This is a genomic window from Brucella sp. NBRC 12953 (assembly GCF_040369775.1).
Classification (GTDB): domain Bacteria; phylum Pseudomonadota; class Alphaproteobacteria; order Rhizobiales; family Rhizobiaceae; genus Brucella; species Brucella pseudogrignonensis.
Window position 1 is genome coordinate 668,550 of the sequence record NZ_BAABSV010000002.1, and the last position, 13,042, is coordinate 681,591.

Below are 13,042 nucleotides of genomic sequence, written 5' to 3' on the forward strand. Positions count from 1 at the left end.
AAAAGTGGATGAAATTACACATGTTTTTCGAGATTTCGGACTTCAATCGTTTAAAATCCGAAATCACGCGAAAGTGTCGTCGAGGTGCGACCAATTGTTAGTCTTTTCGTGAAAAAGCTTCTTTGACGTGGTGGTAAAAGCGCAGTAGAAAGCGCCACATAGGGTCGTGTAGCACGATCCAGCCACATTTTCTGGGTCGTGCCGGCGCAGGATCGAAAATTCTGTTTCCTGCGTTGTGCGCGACATCGAACTCGGTTTTACAGCATCGGCCCAAAAATCGTTTCTGATTTTTGGAAAGCACGATGCGTAGATTCAAGAAGTTGGAGCGTCCTTTGTACGTCTATCCGGACGCACGACGATCCAAATGAACCGGCCATTCATTTCATTGTGCCAGCAAGAGCTGGGCAAGATGAAATGGGTAGAAACGTCAGGGAAGCCCACGAGAGCCATGACACAACCGACCGCTACGCGTCAGCGTCCTTTGTCGCCGCATTTGTCGATCTATCGACCAAAGATCACGATGACGATGTCCATCATCCATCGTATTACCGGCGGCGCACTTTATTTCGGAACCCTTCTTCTCGCCGCATGGCTGATTGCCGCTGCAATCGGCGAAGATGCGTTCAACATGGTGAGCTGGGTCTATAGTTCATGGATCGGCTATCTGGTTCTGTTCGGCTATACCTGGGCGCTTCTGCACCATCTGGCCGGCGGCGTACGCCATTTCATCTGGGACATGGGTGCCGGACTTGAAAAGCACACGGCCAGCAAAATTGCCTGGCTGACGCTGGCCTTCTCGCTGCCCGCAACGATCCTTGTCTGGGTTGTTGCTTTCGCAGTGCGCTGAAAGGAGTTCTGACATGAACGATATGCGTACACCTCTCGGCAAGGTTCGCGGTCTGGGCTCGGCCAAAGAAGGCACCGGCCATTTCTGGTTTCAGCGTATGAGTGCTGTGGCACTTGTCCCGCTGGTTCTGTTTTTCATCGGTCTGGTTATTTCGCTCCATGGCGCAAGCTATGCGGAAGTGAAATCCGTTCTGGCGCATCCGTTCACCGCTCTGGTGATGGCGCTGTTCGTGCTGACCGGCGTTTACCACATGCGTCTTGGCATGCAGGTTATTATTGAAGATTACATTCACGGCGAAGGCCTGAAGGTCCTGCTTGTCATGCTCAACACCTTCTTCACGGTTGTTGTTGGCGTGGCTTGCGTCTATGCGATCCTCAAGCTGAGCTTCGGAGGTTGATAGCCCGATGGCTAGTGCAGAAAAAAACGCGGCCAGTGCTGCGGGCGAAAAGAACTACAAGTTTGTAGATCACAAGTTCGACGTTGTTGTCGTTGGTGCCGGTGGCGCAGGTCTGCGTGCAACGCTCGGCATGGCTGAGCAGGGCTTCAAGACCGCTTGCATCACCAAGGTTTTCCCAACCCGTTCGCATACGGTTGCAGCACAGGGCGGCATCGCCGCTTCGCTCAAGAACATGGGCCCGGATAGCTGGCAGTGGCATATGTACGATACCGTCAAGGGATCGGACTGGCTGGGCGACACGGACGCCATGGAATATCTGGCGCGTGAAGCGCCTGCTGCGGTTTACGAACTGGAGCATTACGGTGTGCCTTTCTCGCGTACCGAAGAAGGCAAAATCTATCAGCGCCCGTTCGGTGGCCACATGCAGAACTTCGGCGACGGCCCTCCGGTTCAGCGCACCTGTGCTGCTGCTGACCGTACTGGCCACGCGATCCTGCATACGCTTTACGGCCAGTCGCTGAGAAACAACGCGCAGTTCTTCATCGAATATTTCGCGCTTGATCTCATCATGACTGATGGCGTCTGCACGGGCGTTGTCGCCTGGAACCTCGATGACGGTACAATCCATCGCTTTGCCGCCAAGATGGTGGTTTTGGCGACGGGCGGTTATGGCCGTTCCTATTTCTCGGCAACCTCGGCCCATACCTGCACCGGCGACGGCGGCGGCATGGCGGCACGTGCCGGTCTTCCGCTTCAGGACATGGAATTCGTACAGTTCCACCCAACCGGCATTTACGGCGCAGGCTGCCTGATTACCGAAGGCGCACGCGGTGAAGGCGGCTATCTGGTCAATTCCGAAGGCGAACGCTTCATGGAGCGTTACGCGCCTTCTGCCAAGGATCTTGCTTCGCGTGACGTTGTCTCGCGCTGCATGACCATGGAAATCCGCGCTGGTCGCGGCGTTGGCAAGAACAAGGACCACATCTACCTGCATCTCGACCATCTTGATCCGGCTGTTCTGCATGAACGTCTGCCGGGCATTTCCGAGTCGGCCAAGATTTTCGCAGGCGTCGATGTGACCAAGGAACCGATCCCGGTTCTGCCAACTGTTCACTACAATATGGGCGGCATTCCAACCAACTATTGGGGCGAAGTGCTTAACCCGACGCAAGAAGATCCTGACCGCGTTCAGCCGGGCCTGATGGCCGTGGGTGAAGCAGGTTGCGCTTCCGTGCACGGTGCAAACCGTCTCGGCTCCAACTCGCTGATCGACCTTGTGGTGTTTGGCCGTGCGGCTGCAATCCGCGCTGGCGAAGTCATCGACCGCGCTGCAAAGATTCCAGACATCAACGAAGCAGCGGTCGAAACGATCATGGATCGCTTCCATCGTCTTCGTTATGCCAACGGTTCGACGCCAACCGCAGAACTGCGTGAAAAGATGCAGCGCACCATGCAGGAAGACGCTGCCGTGTTCCGTACGGACGAGTCGCTCAAACAGGGCGTCGCACGTATGGCGGAGATCTGGAAAGAACTGCCGGACATCAAGGTCTCTGACCGTTCGATGATCTGGAATTCTGATCTGGTTGAGACGCTGGAACTGGAAAACCTGATGGCTAACGCGATGGTGACAGTCGTTTCGGCTGAAGCCCGTCACGAAAGCCGCGGCGCACATGCGCATGAGGATTTCCCGGACCGTAACGACGCCGAATGGCGTAAACACACCCTTTCCTGGCTGTCGCCAAATGGCGACGTGAAGCTTGATTACCGCCCTGTTCATCTCGATCCGCTGACGACCGAGGAAGAAGGCGGCATCAGCCTGGCCAAGATCGCGCCTAAGAAGCGCGTTTACTGATCGAGGGAATGAGCAATGGTTGAACTCGCACTTCCCAAGAACTCCCGTATGCAGGAAGGCAAAACCTGGCCGCGTCCAGATGGTGCCAAGAATGTAACGGAGTTCCGTATTTATCGCTGGTCACCGGATGACGACGCAAATCCAAGCATCGATACCTATTATATCGATCGCGATGATTGCGGCCCGATGGTGCTCGACGGTCTTCTCTACATCAAGAACAAGATCGATCCGACGTTGACGCTGCGCCGTTCGTGCCGTGAGGGCATTTGTGGCTCCTGCGCAATGAACATCGATGGCGCCAACACGCTCGCCTGCACCAAGGGCATGGACGAGATCAAGGGTTCCATCAAGGTCTACCCGCTGCCGCATATGCCGGTGGTGAAGGATCTGGTGCCTGATCTCAGCAACTTCTATGCTCAGCACCGTTCGATTGAGCCTTGGCTCAAGACGGTTTCGCCAGAGCCGCAGAAGGAATGGCTGCAGAGCCACGAAGATCGTCAGAAACTCGATGGTCTTTACGAGTGCATTCTCTGCGCCTGCTGTTCGACCTCGTGCCCAAGCTACTGGTGGAATGGCGACCGTTACCTCGGACCAGCTGTTCTGCTTCAGGCCTATCGCTGGTTGATCGACAGCCGCGACGAAGCCAAGGGCGAACGTCTCGATAATCTCGAAGATCCGTTCCGCCTGTATCGCTGCCATACGATCATGAACTGCGCGCAAACCTGCCCGAAGGGTCTCAACCCTGCCAAGGCGATTGCCGAAATCAAGAAGATGATGGTCGAGCGCCGCGTGTAAAACGTGTTTTTATAATCGACGGAAAGGGAGGCTCATGCCTCCCTTTTCTTTTATATGTAGCGCAACCGATCCTTGATCTTTGCTGTTTCGCCGATATCTGATCTAATCAATGCAGTGTTTCGGCTTTAAAGGTCTTTCATGCTTGATCATATCGGTTTCAACATTTCCAGTATGCCAAAATCCCGTGCTTTCTATGATGCGGCTTTAGCGCCGCTGGGTATCACGCGAGCGATGGAATTCGGAGATTGGGTCGGCTATGGCCGCAACGGAAAGCCGGAATTCTGGATCGGCAAGCAGAAAGGTTCAAAGCTGGAAGGCGTTCTTCATGTCGCTTTCTCGGCAGGAACCCGCTCTGAGGTAGATCGCTTTTATGAAGCGGCACTCGCTGCAGGGGGGAGTGACAACGGCAAGCCCGGTTTGCGGGAACATTATCATCCCGATTATTATGCAGCCTTTGTAACCGATCCTGACGGCCATAATATCGAAGCCGTCTGCCATCTTCCGGAATAAAAAAGCGGGCTAGGCCCGCTTTTGTTGATCAAACCAGCTTGGCGTCCAGTGTTACTTCGATTGCACCCAGTGCTTTCGAAAGCGGGCAGGATTCTTTTGCTTTCTTGGCAAGGCTTGCAAAATCTTCCTCAGATATGCCGGGAATGCTTGCACTGAGCGTCAATGCACTGCGGGAGATTGCAAAGCCACCACCTGATGCGGGACCAACTGTGACGGCTGCTGTCGCGTCGAGTTTTTCTGGTGGCGTGCCGTGTTCGGTAAGCAGGGCTGACAGCTGCATGGCGAAGCAACCTGCGTGGGCGGCGCCGAGAAGCTCTTCAGGGTTGGTGCCTGCGCGGCCGCTTTCATCTTCAAAGCGCGCCTTGAAATCATAGGGCAGGTCTTTCAGCGCACCGCTCTGGGTATTGAGCGTGCCTTTGCCGTCTTTGAGTGTACCTTTCCAGACTGCGGTTGCTTTTCTGTCCATGGGGAAGCTCCTCTCGATTGGTTTCTTCCAACCAGATAGGGCGGCTTCCCATGGCTTCCAGTGTCAGTTTTGGGCAAACTTACGGTTTGTATCGACTGCCCATGCCAGTGACAGCATCAGAATGATGATGATGATCATGTTGAAGAAAAAGCGATCATAGGGCATCGGAAAGTAAACAAACTTGCCGAGAATTCCGATGACCATGGCAAAGACGATACCATTCAATCGAGGAATATCGGCTTTAATGCCGGCTTTCGCCATCGCTGCCCAAGCGACCAGTGCCAGCAACAGCATGGAAGGCCAGCTTTCGAGATAAAGCGCCAGAATGATCCCCCGAATATAGGCTTTGACGAGCAGAACGACCGAAAAATCTGGCTTAAATCCAGTCATGGAACTCTGCATCTCGATGCAGGTGAAATAAAGATGCGCCCACCAGCCGGGATGTCCGGCGGCTTTTTCCATCATCAGGCCTGCCGCGATGCAGGCCGCAAAGGCGATCAGCAGCGGAAGTTTACGCCAGCCGAACAGAACTGCTGTGATCAGCAGAGCAAAGATCATGATGATGTTGTCTGGGCGGATTGTGAAAGATAGCACGAGCAGCAAGGCACCCAGCCAGTCACGCTCGCGCAGAATGGCGAAAATGGCGGCGAAGGAAAGCGCTGCCATGGCGATGTCCGGAAAGACCGCTGATGTTATTGGGCCATAACTGGCCAGCAAAAGCGCAGGTCCAACCAGGAGTCCAGCCTGAAGCGCATTATAGCTGCCGAGCAGCCAAAGTATCAGCAGTCCGGTAGCGAACGCTGCTGAGATGCTGATGAGGTGGCCGCCACGGACCAGCCCTGTATAGGGTTCCAGCCAGCGCAGAAGCTGAATATAGCCCGCTTTGACGCGGTACATGACGAGCTGCGATTTGAAATTATCGGGGCTTGCCCACTGGGCGCTTCGATAGTCTCCACCATATTTCAGCGCTTGCAACTCGCCTTCTGATGTTACTTCTGCGATTTGCCGCCATGTTTCCGTATGCAGTTGGGTCGCATCGGGATAGCGGTTTTCGAGCGCTGTTGCGATATAAGGGATCATGTCCCAGTTATGGTCGGGTTTTACGACTGAGTAGATGATGGCAGCTGCCATAGCAGCGATAATGGCTAGGACGCCTGCAATTTTGGATAGTTTGTGAACGTCTTCAGTTGACCAAAAACCTGCCTGCAACTGCAGGAGCCTGTCGATCAATCGCTCATTGGTATGCATGCCCCGAGGCCCCCACGCCTATGCTCAGTCTTGCTTTTTTAGCAGACGTGGAAGCTTTTTCCAGTGCGCGTGTGAAGCTGAGAGCGGTTCTAGTTAAGGCTGAATCGTTGGAACCGCTGTAACTATTTTTTTTACGCATTATCCGACGCAAAACCGGTTCCCACTTTTGCTGGAAATGCTTTAAATCGCTTCGCCCTGTAAAAGACGTGGTGTATCCCCCGAAAGACCCGCTGCCTGCTTGATGAAGAAGGACTTGAGGCTTGGAACGCGGTCAACAAGACCCAGTCCAATGTCGCGAATGGTGCGGACTGCCGGATTGTCGTTGGAGAACAGTTTTGTCAGTACGTCGGTTGTGACACCCATCTGCACCGTGTCGAAGCGGCGCCATGCCTGATAGCGCTCGAGCGCTGCGAACGATCCTATATCAAGGCCTAGGCGATCGGTCTCGACGATAACTTCGGCAATGGCTGCCGCATCACGGAAACCGAGATTGAGGCCCTGACCGGCAATCGGGTGGATGCGGTGGGCTGCATCACCCACAAGTGCAAAGCGTGGCTTGACGAATTCGCGGGCCAGTGTGAGGCCAAGCGGAAAGGCGCGGCGCGGACCCTCAACCGTCAGCGCGCCAAGACGATGACCGAAACGCTGCTCAAGTTCGGTCTCAAAGATGAAATCATCTTCGCGGATCAGGCGTTCGGCATCGGCTGTGCGTTCCGTCCAGACGAGCGAGCTGCGATTGCCCTTGAGTGGCAGGATGGCAAATGGACCTGCGGGCAGGAAGTGCTCATCGGCACGACCACCATGCGGGCGCTCATGGGCGACGTTGCAGACGATGCCCGACTGGTCGTAATCCCAGTTGACCGTCTTGATGCCAGCAATGTCGCGCAGGCGCGATTTTGCGCCGTCTGCGGCAATCAGCAGGCGGGTGATGAGTGTTTCACCATTGGCCAGCTTCACGGCAACAGATTCAGGATTGGTTTCAAAATTCTCGACGCTCATGCCTTCGATGAAGGTGATGCCGAGTGCATCTGCTTGTCTGTGAAGGGCGGTGTTGAGCACACGGTTTTCAACCATATGGGCAAAAGGCTCGCCCGGGTTCACGTCGCCAGAGAAGGTTAGGAAGACAGGTCGTACCGGATCGGAGGTGCGGGAATCGGTGACGACCATTTCTGTGATGGGCTGTGCGTCGGTGACGATTTCCTGCCAGCAGCCGAGCTTGTCGAGCATACGCGAAGCAGCTGCTGCAATGGAGGATGCACGCGGGTCGTTCTTCCATGCGCCTGCCGGTGCGCCGTCGATGACGGTAACTGAAAGATGCGGAGCTGCCGATTTGACCGCAACGGCAGTAACGAGGCCGACATAGCCGCCGCCTGCGATTACCAGATCGTTCTTGCCCGTGGTTCCCTGCTTGCTTGCGGCAGACATCGCTTCTTCCTTTCGGATATTCAGATCACCCTTCGGTGAAGCATGTGAGGCTTCGACTTGACAGTTTCTGTCGTGCAGGCACAAACAGTTCACCGAGAATATAGTTCCTATATAGGATTGCAGGAGACAGGCTGTCCATGTCCGATGATAAAAAGACCAGTGCATTTGAAGGTAAGCAGACCGCTGCTATGCAGCAGCTTCTGACGACACTTGATCTTGAAACGCTCGAAATGGATCTTTTCCGCGGCAATAGTCCGCAGGTGGGCTGGCAGCGCGTTTTTGGCGGGCAGGTGATCGGACAGGCGCTGATTGCGGCCCAGCGCACGGTTGATGCGGATCGGCATGTTCATTCGCTGCATGGCTATTTTGTACGTCCGGGTGATCCGGCCATTCCGATCATCTATGAAGTCGATCGTATCAGGGATGGTTCGAGTTTCAACACGCGCCGCGTTTTGGCAAAGCAGCACGGCAAGGCGATCTTTACGCTGTCAGCGTCGTTCCAGATCGATGAAACGGGGCTTGATCATCAGATCGATATGCCTGAAGGCCTGCCGATGCCCGAGCAGCTTGTCGGCGATCATGATCTCAAGGAAGAATATCTGCATCTGGCACCGGCGGGCGTGCGCAAATACTGGGAGCAGGAGCGCCCCATCGAGATCAAGCCGGTATCTCTCAAACATTATTTCTCGCGCGAGAAACTGGCTCCAAGTCAGCATGTCTGGGTGCGGGCGCGCGGTATTGTGCCGGATGATCGCGCACTTCAGGCGGCCATTCTCGCCTATCTGTCGGATATGACCTTGCTCGATACATCTCTGCATCCGCATGGGCGCACGATTTTTGACCGAGATCTGCAGGTGGCAAGTCTTGATCATGCGATATGGTTCCATCGCCCTTGCAGGCTTGATGATTGGCTCCTTTACACCCAGGATACGCCAAGCGCGTCCAGTGCGCGCGGGTTTAACCGCGGTGCGCTCTACACGCGTGAAGGGCTTCTGATTGCCTCGGTTGTGCAGGAAGGGCTTATCCGTGTGCATGAAAAAGACAAGTGATGATATTTTAATCATCATAAAAGCATGCGATTAAATTTTATGCATATGTCGATTGCGTAAAATGGGCTTCAAGCGCAAAAGCTGAATCCGATGAATCACTTAAAGCGGTTTTTCCCTTTCCGGGAAAAGCCGTTTATTATTTTTTACGGCAAGATTTTTCTCGAGCTGGACTGCCCATTCCGTTTGTTAGAAAGCCCGGATTTTGGGCGGAAATGCCGTTTCTATCCTTTGATTTCACTTTACGCGTGAATGCCAAATATCAGAAAAATTGCATCCTCTCCGTTCCATCGCGCGCAACTGGCACGATTTTTGTTTCTGTAGCTTTGAACCGGTCTTTTCAGCGCAGACGCGTTTGAAGCCGCCATTCGACGGAGATACTCGATGCTCATAACTGGAAGATTCAAGCAAACGGCTCTCGCCACTCTGCCTGCATTGCTCGCTCTGGCTGGAACAGCTTTTGCACAGGATGCAGCTGCACCAACCCCGACCCTTGATACCGGCGATACCGCCTGGATGCTGACTTCAACCGCACTTGTGTTGATGATGACCATTCCGGGGCTTGCGCTGTTCTATGGTGGCATGGTGCGCAAGAAGAACGTGCTTTCCACCGTCATGCAGAGCTTCGCAATTACCTGCCTGATGTCGGTATTGTGGATGTTCTTCGGCTACTCGCTTGCTTTTACCGATGGCGGTTCGATGAACGCCTTTATCGGTGGTTTCGATAAGGCATTCCTTGCTGGCGTAACGATGGATTCGCTCACCGGCACCATCCCTGAATACCTCTTCATCGTGTTCCAGATGACCTTTGCGGTTATCACGCCTGCGCTGATTGCGGGTTCGTTTGCAGAACGCATGAAGTTCTCCTCCATGCTGGTCTTCATGGTTCTGTGGCTCTTCATCGTCTATGTGCCGGTTGCACATTGGGTATGGGGCGGCGGCTTCCTCGGCTCTGACGGCGTTCTCGACTTCGCTGGCGGTACGGTTGTTCACATCAATGCTGGTGTCGCAGGTCTTGTTGCAGCACTGATTATTGGTAAGCGTGACGGTTATGGCCAGACCAACATGGCGCCGCACAACCTTGTTCTCTCGGTTATCGGCGCAGCCCTTCTGTGGGTGGGCTGGTTCGGCTTCAACGCAGGTTCTGCTGCCGGTGCAAATTCGCTCGCCGCTGTCGCCATGCTCAACACGCAGGTTGCGACCGCTGGTGCAGCTCTTGCCTGGATGTTTGCTGAGTGGGCAATCGCGGGTAAGCCAAGCGTTCTCGGCATTATTTCGGGCGCGGTAGCTGGTCTGGTTGCTGTTACCCCTGCGGCAGGCTTCGTCAATCCGACGGGCGCGCTGATCATCGGTATCGTCGCAGGCCTTATCTGCTACGTGGCAGCGGTTAAGCTCAAGCACGCACTTGGTTATGACGACTCGCTCGATGCGTTCGGCGTACACGGCGTTGGCGGCTTTGTTGGCGCGATCCTGACGGGCTTTTTTGCCGATGTTGCGATCAACGCTGCGGGCGAAGGTGCAACCATGGGCAAGCAGTTCTTCGGTGCGGCCGTTACCATTGTCTACACAGCAGTCGCGACCGCGATTATTCTCTACGTAATCAAGGCCATCATGGGTCTGCGTCCAAGCAAACAGGCCGAAATGGAAGGCCTCGATATCGCTTTGCACGGCGAGTCTGTTCAGTAGAACAGGGTTGTCTCAACAAGGGGAAAGGCGCGGGAAACCGCGCCTTTTTCATTTCTCCACATAAGAAGTCGCATGGTTAATGAGGAATTAACCATCGCAAGGCTAGGATCACCCCGATTCATTGCGCCCGAGGCTTCACAAGCCGCAGGGCACCAAAACATGGTTCGGGACAGGCTTTATGCGGCAAGGATATTCGCCCTCATACCCGCTGCGTGACGAGCGGATTTCGGAAGACAGGCTGAGATTGGCCAATATCTTCCGCAGGCAATTTTATATCCTGTTTGGTCTGGGATTGCTTGCGCTTACGGGTGCTGCGGTGGGGGCTCTGGCGACATGGAATGTTGCAGACCCAAGCCTCAGCCATGCAACAGACAACCCTGTTACCAATGCGCTTGGCTATCCGGGCGCGGTATTCTCCGACATCGCCATGCAGTTCTTTGGCCTTGCAAGCGTTCCAGTTCTGCTTCCGCTGGTCATCTGGTCACTGCTGCTGATGACGCGTGGCGGTATCAGTCGCATTGCCAAGCGCAGTTTTGCCTGGCTTGGCGCAGCGCTGCTGTTCGCAGCCATTGCAAGCTGCTTTGCGGTGCCGGAAAGCTGGCCAATGCCAATTGGCCTTGGCGGTGTCTTCGGTGACATGATGCTGCGCATCCCAGGCATTTTCATCGGTACATTCCCACAAGGTGCGATAGCATCCGGCATTGCGCTGGTGCTCGCCTTCCCAGCCCTTTGGCTCTGCCTTTTTGCAAGTGGCATTATTGGTCGCCGCGAAGTATTGGCCGACACGCCTGCCGCGCGCGGTGCTGCGGAAGACGACTTCGAAGACGACGATAATGACGACGAAACGGCATCGGGCGGCATTTCGCAATTCGTCGGTGCTATGACGCATACAATGCTCAGTGCAACCGCCACTTTCAGGCGCCTTACAGGCATGAAGCGTCGTAAGCCGCGTGAGGACGAATTCGGCGATATGCGCAGCGTGCGTCGTAGTGCTGAAACGCGCAACGGTCCTCGCCATGATCCGGGATTTGGTTCTGCTCCGTCACAAGAGCCGCCGTTTGAAATGGATGACGGTTTCGATAATGACGGCGATGGTGCGCCGCTGGCAGGCCAGGAATGGCATGATGCACCGCCACAGCGCGCCAAAGCACGCGTTGGCGAACGTGCGCCTTCACCTAAGAGTGGCGCGCGCATCCAGCGTGAAGCACAGGCGTCGTTCCTCAAGGAAGGCGGCGCATTTGAAATGCCGTCGCTGCATTATCTGGCTGAGCCCAAGCTCGTACAGCGCGATGCGTCGCTGTCCAAGGATGCGCTTGAACAGAATGCGCGTCTGCTTGAAGGCGTGCTGGAAGATTTCGGTGTGCGCGGCGAGATCATCAATGTGAAGCCGGGTCCGGTTGTCACTCTGTACGAACTTGAACCGGCTCCGGGTATCAAATCATCTCGCGTAATTGGTCTGGCGGATGATATCGCCCGCTCGATGAGCGCGATAGCAGCCCGTGTTGCCGTTGTTCCGGGTCGCAATGTCATCGGTATCGAATTGCCGAACCAGAAGCGCGAAATGGTTTATCTGCGCGAGATGCTGGCAAGCCGTGACTTTGAACAGTCAAAGGCAAAGCTTGCGCTGGCGCTGGGTAAGACAATCAACGGTGAACCGGTGATTGCCGATATTGCGAAGATGCCGCATGTGTTGGTGGCTGGTACAACCGGCTCGGGTAAGTCGGTGGCGATCAACACCATGATCCTGTCGCTGGTCTATCGTATGACGCCGCAGGAATGCCGTCTGATTATGATCGATCCAAAGATGCTGGAACTCTCCATCTATGACGGTATTCCGCATCTTCTGACGCCGGTTGTGACCGACCCGAAAAAGGCTGTCGTTGCGCTCAAGTGGACCGTGCGCGAAATGGAAGACCGCTATCGCAAGATGTCCAAGGTTGGTGTCCGCAATATTGACGGCTTCAACCAGCGTGTTGGTCAGGCCCAGAAAAAGGGTGAGCAGATCGCCCGTACCGTTCAGACCGGCTTCGATCGTAATACAGGTGAAGCGATCTACGAAACCGAGCAGCTTGATCTCGAACCAATGCCATATATCGTCGTGATCATCGACGAAATGGCCGATTTGATGATGGTGGCTGGTAAAGACATTGAAGGCACGGTGCAGCGTCTGGCGCAGATGGCGCGTGCCGCAGGTATCCACGTTATCATGGCAACACAGCGCCCATCTGTCGATGTTATCACGGGTACGATCAAGGCAAACTTCCCGACCCGCATTTCCTTCCAGGTTACGTCGAAGATCGACAGCCGCACTATCCTTGGCGAGCAGGGCGCCGAGCAGCTGCTTGGTCAGGGTGATATGCTGTTTATGGCCGGTGGCGGTCGCATTCAGCGCGTACATGGTCCATTCGTGGGTGATGACGAAGTAGAGCGTATTGTTCAGCACCTGAAGCTTCAGGGCGTGCCGGAATATCTCGATGCGATCACTGAAGACGAGGAAGAGGATGAAGGCGGCGGTCCGGCTGGAACGTCTAACCTTGAAAATTCTGACGATCCTTATGATCAGGCCGTGGCTGTGGTGCTGCGCGACAAGAAGGCTTCGACTTCCTATATCCAGCGTCGTTTGGGCATTGGCTATAACCGTGCTGCTTCGATCATCGAACGCATGGAAGACGAAGGTATCGTTGGACCTGCCAATCATGCCGGCAAGCGCGAAATACTGGTGCCAACAGGCGACGACGATTTCTAGCCGAGAATTTGTGAGCTTGAGTTG

11 protein-coding genes are annotated in these 13,042 nt (G+C 55.0%); 8 read left to right on the top strand and 3 right to left on the bottom strand.

Features of this window, described 5'->3' with window-relative positions; all coding sequences use genetic code 11:
• Positions 1-448 precede the first annotated feature (448 nt).
• The 5 genes from sdhC to ABWV94_RS07085 all read left to right on the top strand — a co-directional run bounded on the left by sdhC (position 449) and on the right by ABWV94_RS07085 (position 4,401).
• A complete protein-coding gene (gene sdhC, locus ABWV94_RS07065) occupies positions 449-847 on the top strand; it encodes a succinate dehydrogenase, cytochrome b556 subunit (protein WP_079212418.1) in 399 nt (132 codons plus the stop codon).
• A 13-nt stretch (positions 848-860) separates the two neighbouring features.
• A complete protein-coding gene (gene sdhD / locus ABWV94_RS07070; RefSeq protein ID WP_064322173.1) occupies positions 861-1,244 on the top strand; it encodes a succinate dehydrogenase, hydrophobic membrane anchor protein in 384 nt (127 codons plus the stop codon).
• Positions 1,245-1,251: 7 nt separating this feature from the next.
• Entirely contained in the window at positions 1,252-3,096 is a 1,845-nt protein-coding gene (gene sdhA / locus ABWV94_RS07075) for a succinate dehydrogenase flavoprotein subunit (protein ID WP_007872176.1), read from the top strand.
• A gap of 15 nt (positions 3,097-3,111) precedes the next feature.
• Complete coding sequence (locus ABWV94_RS07080) at positions 3,112-3,891, top strand: succinate dehydrogenase iron-sulfur subunit (protein ID WP_007872174.1); 780 nt, start codon at positions 3,112-3,114, stop codon at positions 3,889-3,891.
• A 138-nt stretch (positions 3,892-4,029) separates the two neighbouring features.
• Positions 4,030-4,401, top strand: a complete 372-nt coding sequence (locus ABWV94_RS07085) for a VOC family protein (protein ID WP_007872173.1) — start codon at positions 4,030-4,032, stop codon at positions 4,399-4,401.
• 28 nt (positions 4,402-4,429) lie between these two features.
• Here ABWV94_RS07085 and ABWV94_RS07090 read toward each other — a convergent pair whose 3' ends face one another.
• From ABWV94_RS07090 to ABWV94_RS07100, 3 genes are all read right to left on the bottom strand, one after another.
• Entirely contained in the window at positions 4,430-4,867 is a 438-nt protein-coding gene (locus tag ABWV94_RS07090) for an OsmC family protein (RefSeq protein ID WP_064322171.1), read from the bottom strand.
• A 63-nt stretch (positions 4,868-4,930) separates the two neighbouring features.
• Positions 4,931-6,115 carry a hypothetical protein gene (locus ABWV94_RS07095; protein WP_113499482.1) on the bottom strand — a complete coding sequence of 395 codons (1,185 nt, stop codon included), beginning with the start codon at positions 6,113-6,115 and terminating at the stop codon, positions 4,931-4,933.
• A gap of 180 nt (positions 6,116-6,295) precedes the next feature.
• Entirely contained in the window at positions 6,296-7,540 is a 1,245-nt protein-coding gene (locus ABWV94_RS07100; protein WP_007872170.1) for a ubiquinone biosynthesis hydroxylase, read from the bottom strand.
• A 137-nt stretch (positions 7,541-7,677) separates the two neighbouring features.
• Here ABWV94_RS07100 and tesB point away from each other — a divergent pair, with 137 nt between their 5' ends.
• The 3 genes from tesB (at position 7,678) to ABWV94_RS07115 (ending at position 13,018) form a co-directional block, all read left to right on the top strand.
• Positions 7,678-8,589: an acyl-CoA thioesterase II gene (gene tesB, locus ABWV94_RS07105; protein WP_353412889.1), complete on the top strand. Its 912-nt coding sequence runs from the start codon at positions 7,678-7,680 to the stop codon at positions 8,587-8,589.
• Positions 8,590-8,970: 381 nt separating this feature from the next.
• Positions 8,971-10,272, top strand: coding sequence for an ammonium transporter (locus ABWV94_RS07110; protein WP_007872167.1), 1,302 nt, complete (start codon positions 8,971-8,973; stop codon positions 10,270-10,272).
• A 178-nt stretch (positions 10,273-10,450) separates the two neighbouring features.
• A complete protein-coding gene (locus tag ABWV94_RS07115; protein WP_079212413.1) occupies positions 10,451-13,018 on the top strand; it encodes a DNA translocase FtsK in 2,568 nt (855 codons plus the stop codon).
• Positions 13,019-13,042 lie beyond the last annotated feature (24 nt).